Origin of the sequence: Sporolactobacillus putidus, from assembly GCF_014647035.1 — a bacterium.
Taxonomy (GTDB): Bacteria; Bacillota; Bacilli; order Bacillales; family Sporolactobacillaceae; genus Sporolactobacillus; species Sporolactobacillus putidus.
Window position 1 is genome coordinate 148,562 of the sequence record NZ_BMOK01000002.1, and the last position, 22,312, is coordinate 170,873.

Below are 22,312 nucleotides of genomic sequence, written 5' to 3' on the forward strand. Positions count from 1 at the left end.
TCTTCTTTCGTTGATAAATCTAGCGCAACGATGATGCGTTCTTCTTCACGCAAGGCCTCCAGCTCCTTCCGACAAGTTCATTAATATCCGTCACGTGCAGCGCTTCAAGTTTCTTCGGAAGCTGCTCAATAATTTTCGGGCAGACAAACGGATCGACGAAGTTCGCCGTTCCGATGGCGACAGCGCTCGCACCGGCCAGAAAATATTCAATCACGTCATCCGCGTTCTGGATGCCGCCCATACCGATAATCGGGATTTTGACTTTCTGGCTGACTTCATAAACCATCCGGATCGCGACCGGCTTGATCGCGGGACCACTCAATCCGCCCGTTTTATTGGCCAGAACCGGTTTCTGTGTTTTGAGGTCAATTCGCATGCCGAGCAGCGTGTTGATCATGGACAGGCCGTCCGCTCCGGCTGCCTCGACAGCTTCTGCCATGGCGACAATATCGGTTACATTGGGCGATAGTTTGACGTAGACAGGTTTTTTCGAAACTGCTTTGACTTTGGCCGTCAGTTCAGCCGCTACTTCAGGAACCGTGCCGAACATGATCCCGCCGTGTTTCACATTCGGACAGGAGATGTTCAGTTCGAGTGCTTTGACGACAGGATTTTCGGATAATTTTTTTGCAGTTGCCACGTAGTCGGACATTTCGCTGCCGGCGATGTTGGCGATGATCGGGACATCGTAATCGGCAAGTCTCGGCAATTCTTGGCTGATAATTTTATCGGCTCCGGGATTCTGCAGACCGATTGCGTTCAGCATGCCACCCGGCGTCTCGGCGACGCGCGGCGTCGGATTACCGAAACGCGGTTCAAGGGTTGCGGCTTTGATGATGATGGCGCCGAGCTTGCTTAAGTCGTAAAGCCGCCCGTATTCCGCACCAAAGGCAAAGCAGCCGGACGCCGGCATGACCGGATTTTTTAAATCGAGTCCCGGCAGATGGACTTCTAGCATAATTCGACCTCCTCCGCTTTAAAAACTGGACCGTCGCAGCAGACACGACGGTAACCTTTGCCGTCATTTGTATCCGAAGCGCGAACCACGCAAGCCAGACAGGCACCGATTCCGCAGCCCATCCGCTGTTCCAAAGAAATGTAGAGCGGCCGGCCAGTCACTTTGTTTTTCACAGCCTTCAACATCGGCAGCGGACCGCAGGCAAAGGCAGCTTCATAATTCAAGCCGTCCAGCACATCGGTGACAAGGCCTTTTTGACCGCTTGTTCCATCTTCCGTCAAAATGATCGTTTGTCCGAGTGTGGCAAACTCTTGTTCATAGAAAACGTCTTTTGCTGATCGGAAACCCAGAACATGTGTGACCCGGAAACCTTTTTTGACGAGTTCCCGCGACAATCCGTAAAGCGGAGGAACGCCGACACCGCCGCCGACAATCAGTGCGCTTCCGGCATCTTCCTGAGGCACCGGGAACCCGTGCCCGAGTGGGCCGAGTGCATCCAGCCGGGAACCTTTCTCCGCACGTGCCATCCGTTCTGTTCCCAGTCCGCTGCGGCGGTAAATCAGCGTCAATTCCTTCTCTTTCTTGTCGACCGAACAGATACTGATTGGTCTGCGGAGCAGCGGGGTGATCGAATCCGATCCGCTTACGCGAATATGGACGAATTGTCCGGGCTGCGAAACTTCAGCGGCCATATCTCCCTGCAGTTTTAGCTCAAAAATGTTATCCGCTATTTCGCGATGGCCGGTAATCAGCATATCCTCCTGCTTCATTGAATCACACCCGCTTCGTTCGCTGATTGTCTTTTTTGCCGGCCATCCAATGACCGATCATCCATCTGCGGCATGCATTCTGTACGGAATGCGAGCGACTCAAGTACGGTCAGCAAAGCCTCCGTTGTATCAAGCGAAGTCAGACAGACAACACCGTTCTCGACCGACTCTCTGCGGATCCGGAAGCCGTCTCTTGCCGGTCGCTGTCCTTTAGTCAGCGTATTAACCACAAACTGGGCGCCTCCATGTCTGATCACGTCAAGGAGGTTCGGCGCCTCTCCGCCGATTTTATTGACCACGGTCACAGGCAAATGACGATCGGCAATCAATTGCGCAGTTCCTTCGGTAGCCAGGATATTATAGCCAATATCATAGAAACGCTTGACGAGTGCCAGTGCCTCCTCTTTATCCTTGTCGGCGATTGTGAACAGTACTGATCCATGGGACGGTATGGTCATCCCGCCGGCAAGAAGCCCTTTATACAAGGCCTTCTCAAGCGTCACATCCTGCCCCATAACTTCACCGGTCGATTTCATTTCCGGTCCGAGCGTCACATCAACCCGGCGCAGTTTAGCGAAGGAGAAAACCGGCACTTTGACGAAGACACCCTTCTCCGGTTCCGGATGAATGCCTGTTCCATAACCAAGTCTATTCAATGTCTCGCCGAGAATAAGCTGTGTGGCGACATTGGCCATCGGAACGCCTGTAATTTTGCTCAGGAAAGGCACCGTCCGGCTCGCCCGCGGATTAACCTCGATGACATACACATGGTCACGGTGAATCACAAACTGGATATTCAGCAGCCCGATCACGCCAAGACCTCTGGCTATTTTAATCGCCGTATCGACAATCTGGTCTTTAATTTCTTGACTCAGTGTCTGTGTCGGATAAACAGCAATCGAATCGCCGGAGTGGACACCGGCCCGTTCAATGTGCTCCATAATCCCCGGAATGTAAACGTCCTTCCCATCTGACAGGGCGTCCAGTTCAATTTCAGTCCCGACCAGATATCTGTCGATCAGAACCGGATGCTCCGGATTGATGCGCACCGCGTTGTTCATATAATGGACCAGATCTTTTTCATGATAGACAATTTCCATGGCGCGTCCGCCAAGTACATAGGACGGGCGAACGAGGACGGGATAACCTAATTTTCCCGCTATCTTTAGAGCTTCTTCCGTTGAAAAAGCGGTGTCACCTTCCGGCCTGTCGACATCCAGTTTCAGAAGTAGCTGCTCAAAACGGTCGCGGTCTTCCGCCTGATCCATGGCGTCAAGCGATGTTCCGAGAATCCGAACCCCGTTCGCGGCAAGACCGGCTGCAAGATTAATCGCCGTCTGTCCGCCGAACTGAACAACGACTCCCTTCGGTTTCTCCAGATCAATCACGTGCATCACATCTTCAAGAGTCAGCGGTTCGACATACAGTTTATCCGAAACGCTGAAGTCGGTCGACACGGTTTCCGGATTGTTGTTAATCATAATGGCCTCATAGCCTTGCCGTTTTATGGCCCAAACAGCATGAACGGTCGCATAATCAAATTCGACGCCCTGGCCGATCCGGATCGGACCGGAACCCAGCACGACGACGCTCTCCCGATCTGAAACTTCAGATTCGTTTTCCGCTTCGTAGGTACTGTAGAAATAGGGTGTCTCCGATTCAAATTCACCGGCACACGTATCGACCATCTTATAAACGGGACGTATACCCTGGGATTTGCGCCATTCGGAAACGGCTGCTTCCGTCATGTTCCAGCAATCGGCAATTTTTGCATCGGAAAAACCGTGCCTTTTTGCTTCAAAAAGGGCGGCTTTATCTTGGCGACGCGCCTTCAGAAGATCTTCTATTGCGACAATATGGGCAATCTTTTCCAGGAAAAAGCGATTGATTTTTGTAATTTCCCAGAGCCTGTCAAGTGTCGATCCCCGTCTCAGCGCCTCAGCAATGAAGAAAAGTCTTCGATCGTCTGTTTTTCCGATGTTCTCGTAGAGATCAACAAGCGTCATGTCTGCCGCTTCTTTCAGTTCGAGGTGCATACTGCCGTTTTCGAGCGACCGGACGGCTTTCAGGATCGACTCTTCAAACGTTCTGCCAATAGCCAGCACTTCGCCTGTCGCCTTCATTTGAGTGCCCAATGTGCGCTTGGCGTCATCGAACTTGTCAAACGGCCAGCGCGGAATCTTGGTCACCACATAGTCGAGTGTCGGTTCAAAGCTTGCGTAGGTCGTTCCAGTGACCGCATTTTTTATTTCATCGAGATGATAGCCGACCGCGATTTTCGCGGCAACTTTGGCAATCGGATAGCCTGTCGCTTTTGAAGCAAGCGCGGAGGATCGGCTGACACGCGGATTGACTTCGATAATGTAATATTGGTCGCTGTTCGGATCGAGCGCGAGCTGCACGTTGCAGCCGCCTTCGATTTTCAGGGCGCGGACAATCCTGAGCGACACGCTGCGCAGGCGCTGAAGGTCACGGTCGCTCAGCGTCTGGCATGGCGCGGTAACAATGGAGTCGCCGGTGTGTATACCGACCGGATCGATATTCTCCATGTGGCAGACGGAAATGGCGCCGTCGTTTCCATCCCGCATGACCTCGAACTCGATTTCTTTGAACCCGGCGATACTCTTCTCAATCAGTACCTGGTGAACCGGGCTCAGCTTGAGTCCATTCTCCGTGATCGTGTCGAATTCCTCTTCAGTAGTGGCAATCCCACCGCCGGTACCGCCCAATGTAAAAGCGGGACGGATAATAACCGGGAGATGAATTTTCCGGACAAATTCGCGTGCCTCATCCAGATTGGTTACTGTTTCACTCGGTGGAACCGGCTCGCCGAGTTCAATCATCAATTCCCTGAATTTTTCACGGTCCTCTGCTCTCTCAATGCTCTCGAGATTCGTTCCGAGAAACTGAACATTCAGCTCATCGAGAATGCCGGACTGATGAAGCTGGACGGCCAGGTTGAGCCCGGTCTGTCCGCCCAGAGTGGCAAGCAGGCCGTCCGGATGTTCCTTTCGGATGATCTTGCTGACAAATTCCACGTTCAGCGGCTCGATATAGACCCGATCGGCAATATCCGTATCCGTCATGATTGTCGCCGGATTGGAATTGACGAGCACGACCTCGAATCCTTCTTCTCTGAGAGACTGGCAGGCCTGGGTGCCTGAATAATCAAATTCGGCTGCCTGACCGATGATGATCGGTCCGGAACCGATCACCAGGATTTTATGAATATCTGTTCGCTTAGGCAAGCCGGACACCTTCTTTCTTATATTCATTGACCATTTTCAGAAAATCGTCAAAAAGTCCCTGACTGTCATCCGGTCCCGGCGATGCTTCAGGGTGAAACTGAACGCTGAACGCAGGGTACCGCTTATGCCTTAACCCTTCAATCGTTCCATCGTTGATCGCAAGATGGGTGATTTCAAGCTCGGTGTCTTTCAAGGATTCTTCCTCAACCGTAAACCCGTGGTTCTGCGAAGTGATCATGAATTTTCCCGTGTGCAGATCCCGGACCGGATGATTGACCCCGCGGTGACCGAATCGCATTTTCACTGTATTTGCACCTGAGGCCAGCGCGAATAATTGATGGCCGAGGCACACACCGAAAAGCGGGATCTTGCCAAGAATCTCTCCGACCATCCGGACCGCTTCAGGAACATCTTTCGGGTCGCCCGGACCGTTGCTGAGCAGAATGCCGTCCGGATGAAGCTTCAGAATATCACTCGCGGTTGTCCGGTAAGGAACAATGACGACATCGCAGCCGCGCCTGATACACTCGCGAAGAATGCCCTGCTTTGCCCCGAAATCGACAAGGACGATGCGCGGACCTGAACCAGGGGTCACATAGGCTGAATTCGTCGAAACATGGCTGATCTGATCGGTTGGCAGCGGCCAGTTTCTGAGTTCTTCTGCTACTTTTGCCGCTTCTGCTTCCGCCGAAACAATCCTCCCTCTTAAAGTTCCGTGCTCTCTTATGATCTTCGTCAGCCTGCGTGTGTCAATTCCTTCGATCGCCGGAACTCCGTACTCGGCAAGCCAGTCGCTCAGTGTTTTATCTTTCTGCCAGTGCGAAGGTGTCTTGGATACTTCCTTGACGATCAGTCCGGAAATTCTCGGCCGCCCTGATTCATTATCGGAACGGTTGATTCCGTAATTTCCGATCAGCGGATAAGTCAGTGTCACGATCTGTCCATAATAAGAGGGGTCGGTCAGAACCTCCTGATAACCCGTCATCCCTGTATTAAAAACGACTTCCCCATTAATTTCCGAATCGCTGCCAAATCCTTCTCCAATAAAACTTTCCCCGTTTTCCAGAACAAGCTGCCTTTTCAACCTGCGGTCACTCCTTTTTCACAAACAATTCTGCCGCCGACCATGGTCAGTTCCGGCCATCCTTTGCACGTCCAGCCGTTAAACGGTGTGTTCTTCCCTTTTGACGCGAACTCATTGACGTCAATCGCTTTTTCTTTTTGCAGATCAATAACTGTTATATCCGCCTCTGCTCCTTCTCTCAAACGTCCCGCGCCGAGTTCAAATATTTCCGCCGGTTTAGCTGTCATCTTGTCAAGCAGTGTAACAAGAGACAGCCGGCCTGTTTCCACTAGATGGGTATAGAGCAGCGGGAAAGCTGTCTCGGATCCGACAATGCCGAACGGAGCTTTTCCGATCGGCTGCGCTTTTTCAAAGGAAGCATGCGGCGCATGATCGGTGGCAATCACGTCGATCGTTCCGTCAAGAAGGCCTTCGATGAGCGCCTCGCGGTCCGCCTGTTCACGCAGAGGTGGATTCATCTTGTAATTTGTATCGATTTCCGGAATGTCGCTGTCCGAGAGAATCAGGTGATGCGGCGTGACCTCCGCAGTTACATGAATGCCCGCACGTTTTGCATCGCGGATGACACGGACCGATTCCTTGGTGCTGACGTGGCAGACGTGGTAATGAACGCCGGCGGCTTCGGCAAGCAGAACGTCTCTTGCAATCTGAACCGACTCGCACACGCTTGGTATTCCGGGAAGACGGCGCTTTCTCGCGAAGGGGCCGTCGTGTACCACACCGCCGTAGATCAGCGAGTTGTCTTCGCAATGGGCGACAATGGCCAGGTCGTTTTCCGCGGCCTTTTTCATCGCTTCAAGCATGACCCGTGCTGACTGAACGCCGACCCCGTCATCTGAGAGTGCGAACACATTCATCTTTTTGAGCGCGGCAATGTCCGTCAGCCGCTCACTGGTCAGCTCTTCCGTAATTGCCCCGTACGGAAGCACATGAACAACCGCTTCTTCCCGGATCCGTTTTTGGATGAGCTTGAGCGCCTCCGTATTATCCGGCACCGGTTTTGTGTTCGGCATGGCACAAATGGTCGTGAAACCTCCCCGCGCGGCCGCTTTCGATCCCGTTTTGATCGTCTCCTTATATTCCAGACCCGGATCTCTGAGGTGAACGTGGACATCAATGAATCCAGGGGAGACAAGCTTATCGTCGGCATGGATCACCTGAACGTTTTCTTCCGGTTCGATATGTTCGGCAATTTTTACTATTTTGTCTTCTTTTATCAGAATGTCTGCTTTCCGGATCGAACCGTTTAGGAACGCCTTACCATTTTTCAGCAACACGTTCATTTTTTTTGGCCTCCTTTTCTGTATGAAGCGCCCACTCAAGACTTGCCATTCGCACGGCCACACCATTGCTTATCTGCTTAAAATAGCGCGAGCGGTCGGATTCGACCAGATCACTGTCAAGCTCCACACCTCTGTTAACCGGACCCGGATGCATGATGATGCTGCCTGGTTTCATAACGGAAGCCCGTTCGCGCGTCAGGCCGTATCGGCGGTGATAGTCTTCCGTTGTCATCCGCATCGCCTGTTCATGCCGTTCATGCTGAATTCTCAGCATGATGACGGCATCGGCGGCCCGCACAGCCTCATCGACCGGTACATGTTCTCCGGGAAGACTGTCGTTTTTCCACTCTTCAGGACTGGAAAGAAGCACCCGGCATCCGAGTCGGGACAGCACGTCTGCATCGGAGCGGGCGACCCTGCTGTATCTGAGATCGCCGATGATGGCGACGGTCAGCCCCTTGAAGAGGAGGAATTCCTGCTGAATCGTCAACAAATCGAGTAAGGCCTGGGTCGGGTGATCTCCCGCACCGTCTCCTGCATTTAGAACAGGGATGTCTATTCCATGCATCAGTTCACGATAGTATCCTTCTCTCTGATGGCGGATAACCACCGCCCGCGCACCGATGGCCTGCATCGTCCGAACTGTATCGTACAGCGATTCCCCTTTCTGCGTGCTGCTTGTCTTGCTGCTGAAATTCAGGACCTGAAATCCAAGCCTTTTTTCCGCTGTTTCAAAACTGAATCGGGTTCTTGTGCTGGGTTCGAAGAAAAGATTGGCAACCAATGTCCGATTCGGGTCAAACCATCCCTGATCCTTCATCTCCAGGATTTGTTCCGCACGATTCAGAATGCCGTTAATCTCGTCGACGCTTAAGTCGTTTAAACTGAGCAGATTGGTCATGTCAATATTCTCCCCATTTTTTAGTATGTGTTTTATCCACAGGCTCCTCCGGGTTTTTCATGTTAATAAAAAACCTCTCTGCCGGTAAGATCCGACAAAGAGGTTCAGGTGTAAAATGCCCGCTGTTCCGCGCTGAAGCTGCTCTTTATCAGTCTCTCCGGACTGTCCTTAAAAGATGCTTTAACTGACGCTATTTTTTTATTTGTTTCGTGTCCGAATAACGACGCGATCAATTCCGTCCACTTCTTTGAGCTGAACGGCGATGATTTCTTCTTTCGACGTCGGCACATTTTTTCCGATGTAATCCGGGCGGATCGGCAGTTCACGGTGCCCGCGGTCAATCAGTACCGCAAGCTGGATACGCTGCGGTCGTCCGATGTCCATCAGGGCATCCATTGCTGCCCTTGCCGTCCGTCCTGTGTAAAGCACATCATCGACAAGAATCACGGTTTTTCCTTCAACAGATACCGGGATCTGGCTGCCGATAATTTCCGGATCCGCTGTCTTCTGCTTCAAATCATCACGATAAAGGGTAATATCGAGCTCTCCAACAGATACTTTGCTGTTTTCAATTTTGGTGATTCGTTCAGCCAGCCGGTCGGCCAGATAAATTCCTCTGGTTCTGATGCCGATTAGTATGACGGAAGAGACGCCCTCATTGCGCTCGATTACCTCATGGGCCAGTCGTGTCAGTGCCCGCGCCATCGCTTTCTCATTCATGATTTCTTTTTCTTCCAATACAGAGCTCACCTGCTGCTCTCTTTCAGCCATAAAAAAAACTTGCCTTTCAGAGCAAGAGACTGTGTTATCACCAATCACCATTGGCGTTCATCACCCTTCTTAGTCTCTCGGGACTAATTTAAAAGGAATTCATTCAGCTGTATTTAGTATGACAAAATTCTACTCGATTGTCAAACTAAAATGAGCCGGATCCGCACTTTGTTTAACTTGAAACCGACCGGCGCAGACTCTCAAGCAGCAGCCGAAAATCGGCCGGCGGTGCCGCTTTAAAAAGCATAAATTCATGCGTTGCCGGATGGGTAAAGCCGAGTTCAGCAGCATGAAGCGCCTGTCCGTTGATAGGCAGTGTCTTTCTCGGCCCGTATTTCGGATCACCCGCAAGCGGGTGTCCGATATAGGCCATGTGCACACGAATCTGATGCGTTCGGCCTGTCTCCAGACGGCATGCAACATAGGTATAGCCGGCGAAGCGTTCAAGCACCTTGAAATGCGTGACAGCCTTTTTGCCGTTGCGGGTCGTCACCGCCATCTTTTTCCGATCTTTTTCATCGCGGCCGATCGGTGCATCGATAATCCCGGACTCATCGGACAACTCGCCGTGGACAATGGCCAGATAGAGACGCCGCGTCGTCTTGTCCTTCAGCTGCTTAGCCAGCGAACGGTGGGCATCGTCCGTTTTCGCCGCCATTAGCAGACCCGAGGTGTCCTTATCGATCCGGTGCACGATACCCGGGCGCAGCACGCCGTTGATCCCTGACAGATCACGGCAATGGAACAGCAGAGCGTTCACCAGAGTGCCGGTCATATGGCCGGGCGCCGGATGAACGACCATCCCTCTTGGCTTATTGACAACAACAACCTGATTATCTTCATAAACAATATCAAGCGGCAGATCTTCCGGCGGAACGTCAAGGGGTTCCGGATCCGGCAGAAAAATGGTAATCCTGTCTCCCTCTTTCAATCGATGATTCGCCTTCACGCTTACATCATTAATTTGAATGTGCCCTTCTTTAATCAGCTGCTGAAGACGGCTCCGCGATTCGGAAGCAAGCTGTTCGGCAGCCCATTTGTCAACTCTTTTTCCTTCATCGCTCCGAGCCGCAATTTTTTCAAGATCCGCCATTGCTTAATTCTTCTTCCTCCCATCAACGAAAAGATAAATAACGATCAGCACCACACCGATGAAAAGTGAGGAATCGGCGATGTTGAACACCGGATAGCTGTAGTGAATGATGTAAAAGTGTATAAAATCGACGACTTCACCCCTGAAAAGCCTATCGGAAAAATTTCCAAGCGTTCCGCCGATAATCAAAGCCAGCGCTGTGCCAAGCAGCGGCTGCTTTCTTCCCACTTTCTGCATGTAGTAAATGACGATGCCCAGAACGATAGCAGTAATGATGAAAAAAAAGACAAACTGTCCTTCCAATATGTTCCAGGCAGCCCCCGTATTGCGAAGCGAAGTCAGATAGAACACATGCGGAATAATCGGTAAATCCTCTCCGACAATCATATTATGAACAACCATCCACTTAGATAGCTGATCGAGCGCCAGAATGATTCCTGCGAGTATGTAAAAGATCACTTAAATTCCTCCAAGCTTTTTTCTCTCTTTAGGAAAAAAACGATTTTGGTCCTTTCTGCATTTTAGCATACTTGGCCTTGACCCGGCATCCCTTTCGCTGATAAAACTTGTGGCGATCCGGCCGATATGAACAGGGGCGCACGATTTCAATACGGATTATGTATTATTGCGGCGGACGATACTGTCCGCCGCCGCTTTTACCGTTCGATGGGATCAATTTCGTCGATCCCGTCCATCCAATGATCATAATGCTGATTTCTTAAAAATCGGACTTTCTCGTCACCCGAATACCCTTCAATACCCGTAGCTGCTATCGCTTCCACATCTTCGACGAAACCGATCCCTTCTTCGTCGTCACTGAAAGGTGTATCTTCGTAAATCATCTTCTGATCGTTGTACCTTGAGACCAGATCAAAGGCGTTCTGTTCATCAAATCCGCTGTGATCATCAGCAGTGAACCCCGTTCGTCCGGAATCGGCGATCACCGATTCTTCTACCGGACGTTCCTTCCGGCTGTGTTTCGGCGGCGCATTCTCAACCGCGGTTCTTGCTGTGGGGAGGGCTTTCAAGCGTGCAAGCGGAATTTTACCCCCCGTTTTTTCATCAATGCCATACGTGCCCTTTTCCATTTTTTCCAGTGCGTCATTAATGTCGTTCCATTCATCCCGCAAACGTTTGCTAAAAGCCAGATCTTTTTCCCGTTCATAAAGCTGTGTCGCGGATTCCGCCGGATGGTTGTCATAAGCAGAAAGCTCTCCCGACGCTATATCGGAAACCGAGCCTAACTCTTTGGCGGTCTCCATGTCGTTCTTCATTTTCTTCTCAATCATCTCTTTGCGTTTGAGCAGCTGCTTTTTTATCCCTTGATAGCCAAACAAATAAAAACCCCCTTTATTCCGTGCACATACTTAGTGTGGAATAAAGGGAGCATTTTCAGACGGCGAAATAATTACGCCTTAAGGAAAAATTTTTCTTTTGCAGCGGGCCATTCGGTCAGTTAGTTGTCCAGGCTGACACCCGCGTAATCATGTTTAACCGTTTCACAGCACGTAGCGCACAAAGTCGGATGTTCGGGATCCTGTCCAACCGTCGGCAGGATTGCCCAGCAGCGTTCGCATTTTTCTCCTTCAGCACGGCTGACATTTACAGCTTCCAATGCATAGCGATCCGCTGATTCAGGGACAGAATTCTGTCCTTCAAAGCAGTCAACATGGGAGACAATGAACAGTTTATCCAGTGCAGGCTGTTCTTTCAACCATTTCATGTCCTCAGGCAGGTACAACGCAACCGACGCTTCAAGCGATTTGCCGATCAGCTTGGCATCCCGGGCCTTCTCCAGCGATTTCAGCACGTCGACACGAACCGCAAGAATCTTTTCCCATTTCTTCTCAAGCGCTTCTGCGTTTCGAACTTCATCCTTTTCAGGCATGTCGGTCAGCTGAACGTAGTCGGAAACCTGCGCCGCGCCCGGGATGAACTGCCAGATTTCTTCGGCCGTATGAGGGATGATCGGCGAGAGCAATTTAGTAATGGCAACCGCCGTTTTATAAAGCACCGTCTGAGCCGACCGACGTGCAAGACCGGCTTTTGGCTGGACATAAAGCGCGTCTTTCACGATGTCCATGTAAAAGGCGCTCAGATCCGTCGTACAGTAATTTTGCAGCGCCTTATAGACATTGAGGAACTGGTAATCGTTGTAACCTTTCAGGCACGTGTCGACCAATTCGTTGAGCTTGACGAGCATGAATTGTTCCAGTTCCGGCATATCCTCAATAGCAACTGCATTTTTCGGATCAAAATCACTCAGATTGCCAAGCATGAAACGGACCGTATTGCGGATTTTACGGTAAACTTCCGCCACTTGTGCAAGGATGTCATTAGAGACCCTGGCGTCCGCCTGATAGTCGACGGAAGTGACCCAGAGCCGGATAATGTCGGCACCGAACTGTTTCATCACTTTCATCGGGTCAATGACATTACCGACGGACTTGCTCATTTTCAAGCCCTGGCCGTCGAGTGTGAATCCATGGCTGAGCACTTGCTTGTACGGCGCATGTCCCGTGACCGCAACCGCTGTTGCCAGTGAGGAATTGAACCAGCCGCGATATTGGTCGGAACCTTCAAGATACATATCCGCGGGCCGGCGCAGCTCCGGGCGGGTCGTCAGCACCCCTTGATGAGTCGAGCCGGAATCAAACCAGACATCCATAATGTCCGTCTCTTTTTTGAACGTTCCATTCGGGCTGTGCTCAGAAGCAAAACCTTCGGGAAGCAAATCTTTCGCATCCCACTGGAACCAGATGTTCGATCCATGTTTGCGGAACAATTCAGCAACGTGATGGATCGTTTCATCGGTGATGATCGGCTCGCCGTCTTCACCGTAAAAAACCGGAATCGGGACGCCCCAGGCACGCTGGCGTGAAATGCACCAGTCTTCGCGATCCTTAATCATGTTCGTCATTCGGACGTCGCCCCAAGAAGGAATCCACCTGACTTCATGAATCGCTTTTAAAATATCTTCACGAAACGCCTTGATTGAAGCAAACCACTGCTTCGTCGCCCGCCAGATGACCGGTTTTTTCGTACGCCAATCATGCGGATACGAGTGGGTAAAGGTTCCGGATTTCAACAGCGCGTGAACTTCCTTCAGTTTCTCGATGACCGGTTCATTAGTCTTTTCATAGAACAGGCCTTCAAAACCCGGTGCTTCGTCCGTCATACAGCCGCGATCATCCACAGGGCAAAGAATCTCGAGACCATATTTTTTGCCAACGTTAAAGTCATCTTCGCCAAAACCCGGCGCTGTGTGGACACAGCCGGTTCCGGCATCAAGTGTCACGTGATCGCCTAAAATCAGTAACGAATCGCGGTCATAAAACGGATGGCGGCAGACCACACCTTCGAGCGCTTTTCCGTTAAAAGTCCGAAGCACTTCAGGATTCTCCCACTCCAGCGACTTGGTGAGCGTTTCAACCAGATCCGATGCCACGACAAATTTCCTTTTCCCCGCCTGAACAACGCTGTAGTCGAATTTCGGATTGACCGCAATGGCGAGGTTCGCCGGCATCGTCCATGGCGTGGTTGTCCAGATCACCACTTCTTCGTCTTTTTTCAGAACATCCTTGCCGTCAGTGACATGAAAAGCGACATAGATTGAATAAGATTTAACATCCTTATATTCAATCTCGGCTTCGGCAAGTGCGGATTCCGAGGATGGAGACCAATAAACGGTTTTTTTATCTTTATAGATATACCCGTTTTTCGCCATGGCGCCAAAGACTTCGATCTGTTCCGCTTCAAATTCCTTTTCAAGTGTCAGGTAAGGATGATCCCAGTCGCCGCGAACGCCAAGGCGTTTAAACTGCTTCTTCTGGTGTTCAACCTGACCGAGCGCATATTCTTTGCATTTCTCGCGCAGTTCGGCAACGGACATTTTTTTGCGGTCGATTCCCTGTTTGGCCAGCTGCTGTTCGATCGGAAGCCCGTGCGTATCCCATCCGGGAACATAAGGGGTCTGGTAACCGGACATGGATTTAAACCGATTAATGATATCTTTCAACACCTTATTCTCGGCATGCCCGATATGAATATTCCCGTTGGCGTATGGGGGCCCGTCGTGCAGAATAAACTTCGGTTTACCCTCGTTGCGCTTTAAAGATTGCTCGTAGACGTGATCGTCATCCCACTTTTGCTGCATCACCGGCTCATTGTTCGGCAGATTGCCGCGCATTTTAAAAGCCGTCTTTGGCATCAGCAAGGTTTTTTTATAATCCAATGTTATTACGCCTCCATCTTTCTAGAAAGTAAGTCGCAAAATTTTGTATCAAAAAAGCCCCTCCATCCCAAAGGGACGGAAGGACCGCGGTACCACCCTAATGACAGAAAGAATCGCTCTGTTTCTGCCGCTTGAATCATTCTTAACGCGAATGAAGCGTCTTCCCTACTCGGACGGGGCTGCCCCGCCCATTCAGGCCCGAACTCAGGAGTGATTTTCTTCAGCACTGGAAACACCGGGCTCACACCGTTTCCCGGCTCGCTTGGTTTCGCCGCACTGCGTACTCTCTCCGTCATCGCTTGCTCAATAAAATTATTTTCAAAAAACTTGGTAAAACCAGTATATGCATTTGCCGCACTGGCGTCAAGCTTGCGTCTTTATGACACCATTGTCCTGATCTGCCGTTTCGGACTCATGATCCGGACTCGCAGCAAGATTCTTCCAATCCTCACTCTTCAGGAGTTCGAGCTGCGCCTCAATCAGCATCTGAAAACGCGTGCGGTACACATTAGCCTCTTTTTTAAGTTCTTCAATATTGATCGTCACTTTTCTTGATTTCTCAAGTGCTTCGTTGATGATCCGGTCAGCATTCTTTTTTGCCTCCATCACAATCAGCTTGGCTTCCTTTTTGGCGTTTTGTTTCACTTCTTCAGCCGTTTCCTGTGCGACCAGAATGCTCTTATTCAGTGTTGTTTCAATGTTTGAAAAATGGCTGAGCTTTTCCTCTGAACTTTTAACCTTCTGCTCCAGATCCTTTTTCTCTCTGATCAGGGCTTCATAGTCCTTAATGATCTGATCAAGGAAATCGTTGACCTCGTCTTCATCGTAACCGCGAAAACCACGAGAAAATTCCTTATTGTGAATATCCAATGGTGTCAATGGCAATCCGGTTCACCCCCAAGTCAATATAGTGTCGCGTATAAAATATGCTTATTTCAGTTTACCATATCGCAAACGAATTTTGTTCTTTTTTGTCAAGCCATCTATTGCGATTATTTTGCTTCGTCCGTGGCCACGCAAAGACAGCGTGTCTCCGTCTTCGATATAAAAATCCCTTCGATCAGCAATTTGCCAGTTCACTTTGGCCATTCCACGCTCAACCAGTTCAGAAACTTTAGAGCGGGACAAATGATAAATTTCCGCCATCACCGCATCCAGTCTGAGGGAAGCAACCGTCCCCTCATGCTCCTGCCAGTTCTCTCCGCTATGTATCAGTGATGTCTGATCAATTTTTCGGCAGATCACCCCTGTTTTTCCGACAGACGTCAGATTCATCAGCAGAAAATTTTCAACTTCCCTTGCGGCAATGAACTGAATCCGCCCGTCCGAAACAATCAGATCACCCAGTTTGCTTCTGACAATGCCGGTTCCGAGCAACGCTCCGAGCAACTGAGCATGTGATAGATCCGCAAACCGGGCAGGGTAGTCCACCTCAATGCATGACAGTTCGAAATCCTGATCCTGCACTTCGCTGTACGGCGGAAGAATCAGCGCTCTCTTACGCTCCGCCTCAGCATAGCCTCCCGACAAGGAAAGCGTGGTCTCTTGATCCCCGCCCATGACCGACCGCAGAATTTTCTGCTGGCGCGGATCGAGAAAATCGGTCAGTTTTGATACATAGTACCTGGAAACCTGATCCTTCATATCCAGGAAATGATCAATAATCGGCCGCTCTTCGCGGCGGAAATGTTCGTAAACGGACATGCAGAATCACCCGAATAATAAGGCAATCTGATAAATGCCTCTCGTCGCCAACTGAAGTACAAAAAATGCGATAATGGGAGAAATGTCAATAACGCCGCCGATCGGCGGAATGATCCTCCGAAAAGGAGAAAGAAACGGTTCGCACACCCTTGCAAACAGCCGGCCGATCTGGGAATCCTGAACACTCGGCAGCCATGACATCAAAATATAGATCACTAAAATCCACGAATAAACACCAACTATCCTCGCCAGAATATCTGCAATCAAGTACAATACATTCACCTCGCTTAATCCAGTCAGAAAGATTGTCCGTTATCTTGCCAGTCGTTAATGATCCCTGATATGTCGACATAATCCGGTGCAAATAGAAAAGTATCCTTCCCTATTTTTCGAATCTGCCCGTCCAGGGCAAAAACAGTGCCGCCCATAAAATCGAGGATTCGCTGCCCCTCGCCTCTTGTCACACTCTGCAAGTTGCAGATCACCGTACGCTTGTTCTTCAGATGGCCGACCACGCCTTCAACCTCTTCAAATGACTTCGGCTCGACCAGAACAACCTTGTCCTGCTGGCGAACATTCTGAATGGCGACAATTCTGCCTCCCTTTTCAACTGTTCGTTTGTCGGCGCCCGCAGGCACTTTAACAGCGTCCTCATTTCTAGAATAGGCGCTTTCCTCCGATGGTTCCACAGTTTCTTCGAGATCAAAAAAGCGTCTGAAAGTCGTTTTGAGCCCCATTTTCTTTAGCTCCCTTTCCATTCATTTCCAACAAGCGAGGTTCCTATTCTGACAAATGTTGCTCCCTCTTCAATCGCAATTTGGAAATCATGGGACATGCCCATCGAAAGCTCCGTGCATGGTGCATAGTCGAGACAACGATTTCTGATCCGGTCGCGGCACAGGCGAAGGCCCCGGAACACAGTCCTGATCCGTTCCGTGTCTTCTGTATTCGGCGCCATCGTCATTAGGCCGACCACCTGAATATGTTCAAAGACCCTTAGCTCATTAATAAAAGAATCCAGCTCGTCTTCCCCGATGCCGTGTTTTGATTCTTCACCCGAAAGATTCATCTCAATAAAACATTTCAATTTACCGCTTTCGATTCGCTTATTGAGTTCAGCAGCCAGTTTCAAACGGTCAAGGGCGTGAAAATAGTCGATACGGCCAACGACATCTTTCACTTTTCTTGTCTGAAGCGTTCCGATAAGATGCCAGACGATCCGGTCATCATGTATTGCGCTCTGCTTTTCGAGCAATCCTTCTTTACGGTTCTCGGCCAGATTTAACAGTCCGCATCCGACCGCTTCCCTCACCCGTTCGATTCCGACATATTTCGTTACCGCAATCACGGTCACCTCTTCCGGACTGCGGCCCGATTTTCTGCAAGCCTCTTGAATTTTTTCATTTACTATACGAAGATTTTCCGCAACTGTCAACTTATACCTTCTCCTTCGTTCTTCATGCCGATAAATCCCATCATACGTCCTGTGCGCCCTTGATCTCTCCGATATGAATAAAAAAGTTCCGGAAAAACGCTGGTAGTGTATCCGGTTACCTGAATCTGTTCTTCAGGAACACCCGCCTTAATCAGAATAGCCCGGTTCAACGCCTGAAGATCAAGCAAATAATGCTGGTCTCCGTGCGGCTTGACCGCGCCGCCCCAGATCTGGCGATCGAGTTTTGACACTTCGCCGGCGACCGTCTGATCCACTTCATAGTCCGCGCCGCTGATCGCCGGACCGATGACCGCGTAAACGTCCTCCGGCAAAAGGCCAAGTGTCCCGCACAGTGTTTCAACCATTTTGGCAGCTCCGCCGCGGACAGTACCCCGCCAGCCGCAATGCATCAGACCGACGGTGGCAGGCCGTTTAGCGTAAAAGTACACGGGAACGCAGTCCGCAAAGCAGAGTGCGAGCAGCAAGCCTGGTTCAGTCGTGAACAGACCGTCGACATTTTTAACGGCGGTGTCAAGGTCTGTCGCCCCTGCGCCGGCAAATTCTTCCGTCACGCGGGCGATGTTTATGCCATGAACTTGTTCCGCGCAAATCCAGTGATCCAGAGGAAACCCAATCTCTCCGGCAGCCTCCCTGCGGTTTTCCACGACATTTTCCTGATTGTCGCCAACATGAAGGCCAAGATTCAGCGAAGAAAAAGGGATCCGACTTCTCCCGCCCGTTCGCGTTGAAATACCGGACAGGATGACCTTATCCCCTGCAGCAGCCGGTTCCATCATTAGAGTCAGCTTTTTTTTAATGGAAAAGGGTTCAGTCATCATTTTCATCCCTTCTTCGCGGATTCAAGGACACGATTATTTTCCTTTATTCTACCATATCCGCCGGAACGGCGCTCAAATTTATGATTCTTTTCCGCCAGAAGCCGGATCCTTATCATTGTAAAAGCGAACAAGAATGACATCGGCTCCGATACGCACAATGTTGCTCCACGGAACGACCACATCATTTTCTCTCCCAAAAAGGCCCATGACGCGGCCTGCACCGGGAATAATCAGGTTTTCAATTTTCCCCGAAGACAAATTGACATCAAGATCTCCTATATGCCCCAGCCGTTTACCATTCTCTACATTGACAACCTCTTTTGTCTGGAAATCCGAAATTCTTGGCACGATTTCCGCCCCCCTCTCACTATCCTAATATATGGGGACGCAGACGGGTTGAGAAGTGAAAAATAAAAGCGGGATTTTGATGATAACGGCGGGCATTAAACAGAACAGTGCAGAGCGGAAGGATCTTTCCGGCGAACATTAGAAAAACTTGGCTTGCCCAAGCCCTTGGCGCAGACGAAATTTATAATCCTAATGATTATTCCGTTAGCTCATGATCAATTATTGTCTGTGTTACTGCCGGTACGCAGGTGATAGAAAAGTTTCTCAACCGCCTTAAGCCCATAGGGAATCGGAAAAATTATTTCGAACGCAAAGATTACCGGCAAAGAGCGATATATTCCGCTGAGCAGCGATATTTGCTTGCGAAGAGCGATATATTCCGCTGAGCGGCGATATTTGCTTGTGAAGAGCGATATATCCTGCTGAGCGGCGATATTTGCTTGCGAAGAGCGATATATTCCGCTGAACGGCGATATTTTCTGGCGAAGAGCGATATATTCCGCTGAGCAGCGATATTTTCTGGCGAAAAGCGATATATCCTGCTGAACGGCGATATTTGCTTGCGAAGAGCGATATATTCCGCTGAGTAGCGATATTTTCTTGTGAAGAGCGATATATTCCGCTGAGCGGCGATATTTGCTTGCGAAGAGCGATATATTCCGCTGAGCAGCGATATTTTCCTGCGAAGAGCGATATATTCCGCTGAACGGCGATATTTGCTTGCGAAGAGCGATATATTCCGCTGAGCGGCGATATTTTCTTGCGAAGAGCGATATATTCCGCTGAACCCCATGATAGGGAAGAACCGCCCTGAATTCAAAAATTATCGACCTTTAATACAGAGAAATAAAACATTCTACAGATTATTTCATCTGTATTGTTAAAGGAATACTTACAAAAATTTTCTACGCTCTTACAATGAAAAAAGCGCTTGCTGCAGCAAGCGCGGGATCACTGTTTTATAAGACATCCTTCAAGGGCCGATGTCCTGATTCATTTCTTTGATTGCCATTTTCTCAAGCCGGGAGACCTGCGCCTGAGAAATGCCGATCTCCTGAGCCACTTCCATCTGGGTCTTTCCATAAAAAAAGCGCATGGCGACAATTTTCTTTTCCCGGTCATGCAATTTGCTCATGGCTTCTTTAAGTGCTATCTTGTCCACCCATTCTCTGTCCTTATGTTTTTCATCGCTGATCTGATCCATGATGAAAATCGGATCGCCGCCGTCACTGTAGATCGGTTCGAAAAGAGAGACGGGATCCTGGATTGCGTCCATCGCAAAAACGACATCCTCGACAGGCAGATCAAGCATCTTCGCCAGCTCAGAGGCTGAAGGTTCCTTGGAATGCCTGGCAATATAGCGCTCTTTGGCTTGCAGCGCCTTGTAGGCCATGTCACGTAAAGAACGCGATACCCGGATCGGATTGTTGTCTCTTAAATACCGGCGGATTTCACCAATGATCATAGGAACGGCGTAAGTTGAAAAACGGACATTCTGACTTAAATCAAAGTTATCAATCGATTTCATCAGTCCAATACAGCCGACCTGAAATAAATCGTCCACAGACTCGCCGCGGTGATTAAAACGCTGAATCACACTAAGCACAAGCCGGAGATTACCGTTTACGAGCTTTTCTCTCGCCTCGGACGTCCCCGACTGAAGTTCTGTAAATAACTTACGCATTTCTACGTTAGTCAGGACAGGGAGCTTCGCTGTGTCCACCCCGCAGATTTCTACTTTGTGCCGTGCCATAAAGGATGACCTCCCCACATAATCGGAGCTTTCTATAACGTCAAGTATCTCCTTCGGGTGTCTTTTTATGCACGGCAATTCCCTTGCGTTTTTTTAGCCTGAGAGGCTAAGCCATTTTGCTGAATTCTTTTTTCAACCGCTTAATAATCCGCTTTTCAAGCCTTGAAATATAAGATTGCGAAATGCCAAGCTGATCGGCGACATCCTTCTGCGTCTTTTCTTTTCCGCCTGCAAGCCCGAAACGAAGGGTCATGATTTCTTTTTCCCTGTCGCTTAGCATCAGCATCGCTCTTTGCAGGAGCGAGCGGTCCACTTTTCGCTCCATGTCCTTTGTTGTTATGTCGACCGCCGTACCCAGCACATCCGACAGCAGCAATTCGTTGCCGTCCCAGTCTACGTTCAGCGGTTCATCAAGCGAAACCTCGGTTCGTGTCCGATTATTTCTCCGCAGGTACATCAGAATTTCGTTTTCAATGCAGCGAGATGCATAAGTCGCCAGCTTGATCTTCTTCTCGGGATTAAAAGTATTAACGGCTTTAATCAAACCAATTGTTCCGATGCTGATCAGATCCTCGATATTAATCCGCGTATTGTCAAATTTTCGCGCGATGTACACCACGAGTCTCAGATTACGCTCGATCAGTGTGGCACGAACTTTTTTATCGCCGGATGGGAGTTTTTTCATCAGTTCCGCCTCTTCTTCTTTCGAAAGCGGAGAGGGAAGCCCGTCACTTCCCCCGATATAATAAATTTCTTCAGGCTTTATATGGAGTTTAACAAGAATCCGGTACCACATTTTTCGAAAAAAAGTTTTCATTCGACCATTCCTCCTTGATTGCGGCCCCCTCTGTCAGGATGCCGGTTCAATCACTTTTCCGTGAAGCAGCATGTCCGGGTGAAGAATACTGTCAAAATCACCTGATGAGCTCAGAGTGTGCTCCGTCAGTGCCACATATACTTTCCTGCACTCAATCAGTTTCCCTTCGTGCATAATCAGAACTTGATCCGGCCTAATGGCCGCCGTAAACTGCCTGCTGCCGTCAACCGCCATGAACGGAATCAGAGCGAGACGGTTTTTCAAGTCATCCGGCAAATCTTCCCGGATAAGCATACTTTCCGGATCAGACGCTGTTTGAAAAAGTGCGGAGGGGAGCGCATCCTTGCATGCATCCCTGCTCAGAAACATGACCGGGAATCTTGTCAGTGGCTCATAAAGCTTATTGCCGCTGTCAATGATGGCTTTCGCTTTAATCGTCAAATTATGCATTTGAATGATGAGTTCCGCGCCCGTAGAGCTTTGCCATTTTCTGACCACGGTCTGATCGATCCTTTTTTTGGAGAAGAACCAAAGAAAAGGAAAACCCGTGACAATCACGATCCAGCTGATCGGGTCCCCATAGTTCAGTGTTGTTAAGAATCGGCTGTTCGCATAAAATGAATCGCTCTGAAAAAAATAATGCAGGGCGAAAAGCCCTCCCCCGATCCCAAATGCCAGGAAGTAAAAGGCTGCAAGATTCTGAACAAAAACGGATAGCCGGCGGAATCCAAATGTGACGAATATGATGAACAGGGAAAAAAGAAACTTGCCTAAGGGATGGTCGACAAGAAAAGCAAGAGGTGTGAATAGGATCAGCACTATGGACGATGCCGTGAACGCGCCGAGCCAGAAACGAATCCGATTTGTCCTCCGCTTTAGCATGAGTGCCGTCAATTGCAGCAAACTGGCATCGATCAGCAGATTAAGAAGCCAGACCGCATCGAGATAAAGAACCAAGCTCCCACCTTCTTTGCATGTTTAGGAATAGTATACGGGCCTTTATCCATGAAAGTCTGTCATTCCTTGGCAGGATTTTCCCTGTTATTTTGGCTCTTTTTGTCACTCCCGGAGACA

22 protein-coding genes are annotated in these 22,312 nt (G+C 49.8%); all 22 read right to left on the reverse strand.

From position 1 onward, the window contains the following. Nucleotides 1-19 precede the first annotated feature (19 nt). A complete protein-coding gene (locus IEX81_RS02970; RefSeq protein ID WP_188801576.1) occupies nucleotides 20-958 on the reverse strand; it encodes a dihydroorotate dehydrogenase in 939 nt (312 codons plus the stop codon). Next, complete coding sequence (locus tag IEX81_RS02975) at nucleotides 952-1,728, reverse strand: dihydroorotate dehydrogenase electron transfer subunit (RefSeq protein WP_188801577.1); 777 nt, start codon at nucleotides 1,726-1,728, stop codon at nucleotides 952-954. Before IEX81_RS02975 ends, IEX81_RS02970 begins: the two co-directional genes overlap by 7 nt. Beyond that, nucleotides 1,725-4,976 (reverse strand): carbamoyl-phosphate synthase large subunit, encoded by a 3,252-nt coding sequence (gene carB / locus IEX81_RS02980; RefSeq protein ID WP_188801578.1) that lies wholly within the window; start codon nucleotides 4,974-4,976, stop codon nucleotides 1,725-1,727. The genes IEX81_RS02975 and carB overlap by 4 nt, the downstream gene beginning before the upstream one ends. Then, nucleotides 4,969-6,060: a carbamoyl phosphate synthase small subunit gene (locus tag IEX81_RS02985; protein ID WP_188801579.1), complete on the reverse strand. Its 1,092-nt coding sequence runs from the start codon at nucleotides 6,058-6,060 to the stop codon at nucleotides 4,969-4,971. Before IEX81_RS02985 ends, carB begins: the two co-directional genes overlap by 8 nt. Continuing rightward, entirely contained in the window at nucleotides 6,057-7,343 is a 1,287-nt protein-coding gene (pyrC, locus tag IEX81_RS02990; protein ID WP_188801580.1) for a dihydroorotase, read from the reverse strand. The genes IEX81_RS02985 and pyrC overlap by 4 nt, the downstream gene beginning before the upstream one ends. After that, the gene (locus tag IEX81_RS02995) at nucleotides 7,318-8,244 is read right to left on the reverse strand and encodes an aspartate carbamoyltransferase catalytic subunit (protein ID WP_188801581.1); all 927 of its coding nucleotides are present in this window, start codon (nucleotides 8,242-8,244) and stop codon (nucleotides 7,318-7,320) included. The genes pyrC and IEX81_RS02995 overlap by 26 nt, the downstream gene beginning before the upstream one ends. 198 nt (nucleotides 8,245-8,442) lie before the next feature. Beyond that, nucleotides 8,443-8,982 carry a bifunctional pyr operon transcriptional regulator/uracil phosphoribosyltransferase PyrR gene (gene pyrR, locus IEX81_RS03000; protein WP_308424060.1) on the reverse strand — a complete coding sequence of 180 codons (540 nt, stop codon included), beginning with the start codon at nucleotides 8,980-8,982 and terminating at the stop codon, nucleotides 8,443-8,445. A gap of 205 nt (nucleotides 8,983-9,187) precedes the next feature. Continuing rightward, on the reverse strand, nucleotides 9,188-10,108 hold the full coding sequence (locus IEX81_RS03005) for an RluA family pseudouridine synthase (protein ID WP_188801583.1): 921 nt from the start codon (nucleotides 10,106-10,108) through the stop codon (nucleotides 9,188-9,190). Nucleotides 10,109-10,111: 3 nt separating this feature from the next. Then, the gene (gene lspA / locus IEX81_RS03010; protein WP_188801584.1) at nucleotides 10,112-10,567 is read right to left on the reverse strand and encodes a signal peptidase II; all 456 of its coding nucleotides are present in this window, start codon (nucleotides 10,565-10,567) and stop codon (nucleotides 10,112-10,114) included. A gap of 197 nt (nucleotides 10,568-10,764) precedes the next feature. Continuing rightward, nucleotides 10,765-11,445: a TraR/DksA C4-type zinc finger protein gene (locus tag IEX81_RS03015; protein WP_229727441.1), complete on the reverse strand. Its 681-nt coding sequence runs from the start codon at nucleotides 11,443-11,445 to the stop codon at nucleotides 10,765-10,767. A 119-nt stretch (nucleotides 11,446-11,564) separates the two neighbouring features. Then, nucleotides 11,565-14,342, reverse strand: a complete 2,778-nt coding sequence (ileS, locus tag IEX81_RS03020; RefSeq protein WP_188801585.1) for an isoleucine--tRNA ligase — start codon at nucleotides 14,340-14,342, stop codon at nucleotides 11,565-11,567. A gap of 363 nt (nucleotides 14,343-14,705) precedes the next feature. Then, nucleotides 14,706-15,227 (reverse strand): DivIVA domain-containing protein, encoded by a 522-nt coding sequence (locus IEX81_RS03025; RefSeq protein WP_188801586.1) that lies wholly within the window; start codon nucleotides 15,225-15,227, stop codon nucleotides 14,706-14,708. 45 nt (nucleotides 15,228-15,272) lie between these two features. After that, nucleotides 15,273-16,046, reverse strand: a complete 774-nt coding sequence (locus tag IEX81_RS03030) for a YlmH family RNA-binding protein (protein ID WP_188801587.1) — start codon at nucleotides 16,044-16,046, stop codon at nucleotides 15,273-15,275. Nucleotides 16,047-16,052: 6 nt separating this feature from the next. Then, nucleotides 16,053-16,319, reverse strand: coding sequence for a YggT family protein (locus IEX81_RS03035; RefSeq protein WP_229727461.1), 267 nt, complete (start codon nucleotides 16,317-16,319; stop codon nucleotides 16,053-16,055). 23 nt (nucleotides 16,320-16,342) lie between these two features. Then, nucleotides 16,343-16,783 (reverse strand): cell division protein SepF, encoded by a 441-nt coding sequence (locus tag IEX81_RS03040; protein ID WP_188801588.1) that lies wholly within the window; start codon nucleotides 16,781-16,783, stop codon nucleotides 16,343-16,345. 5 nt (nucleotides 16,784-16,788) lie between these two features. Next, nucleotides 16,789-17,481, reverse strand: a complete 693-nt coding sequence (locus tag IEX81_RS03045; RefSeq protein ID WP_188801589.1) for a YggS family pyridoxal phosphate-dependent enzyme — start codon at nucleotides 17,479-17,481, stop codon at nucleotides 16,789-16,791. Continuing rightward, nucleotides 17,478-18,320 (reverse strand): peptidoglycan editing factor PgeF, encoded by an 843-nt coding sequence (gene pgeF, locus IEX81_RS03050; protein WP_229727442.1) that lies wholly within the window; start codon nucleotides 18,318-18,320, stop codon nucleotides 17,478-17,480. The genes IEX81_RS03045 and pgeF overlap by 4 nt, the downstream gene beginning before the upstream one ends. Nucleotides 18,321-18,398: 78 nt before the next feature. After that, nucleotides 18,399-18,668 carry a YlmC/YmxH family sporulation protein gene (locus IEX81_RS03055; protein WP_188801590.1) on the reverse strand — a complete coding sequence of 90 codons (270 nt, stop codon included), beginning with the start codon at nucleotides 18,666-18,668 and terminating at the stop codon, nucleotides 18,399-18,401. Nucleotides 18,669-18,984: 316 nt separating this feature from the next. After that, entirely contained in the window at nucleotides 18,985-19,461 is a 477-nt protein-coding gene (locus IEX81_RS03060; protein ID WP_188801591.1) for a hypothetical protein, read from the reverse strand. A 180-nt stretch (nucleotides 19,462-19,641) separates the two neighbouring features. Next, the gene (gene sigG / locus IEX81_RS03065; RefSeq protein ID WP_188801592.1) at nucleotides 19,642-20,421 is read right to left on the reverse strand and encodes an RNA polymerase sporulation sigma factor SigG; all 780 of its coding nucleotides are present in this window, start codon (nucleotides 20,419-20,421) and stop codon (nucleotides 19,642-19,644) included. Nucleotides 20,422-20,527: 106 nt separating this feature from the next. After that, entirely contained in the window at nucleotides 20,528-21,238 is a 711-nt protein-coding gene (gene sigE / locus IEX81_RS03070) for an RNA polymerase sporulation sigma factor SigE (protein ID WP_188801593.1), read from the reverse strand. 33 nt (nucleotides 21,239-21,271) lie between these two features. Further along, complete coding sequence (spoIIGA, locus tag IEX81_RS03075; RefSeq protein ID WP_188801594.1) at nucleotides 21,272-22,195, reverse strand: sigma-E processing peptidase SpoIIGA; 924 nt, start codon at nucleotides 22,193-22,195, stop codon at nucleotides 21,272-21,274. Between the last annotated feature and the right edge of the window lie 117 nt (nucleotides 22,196-22,312).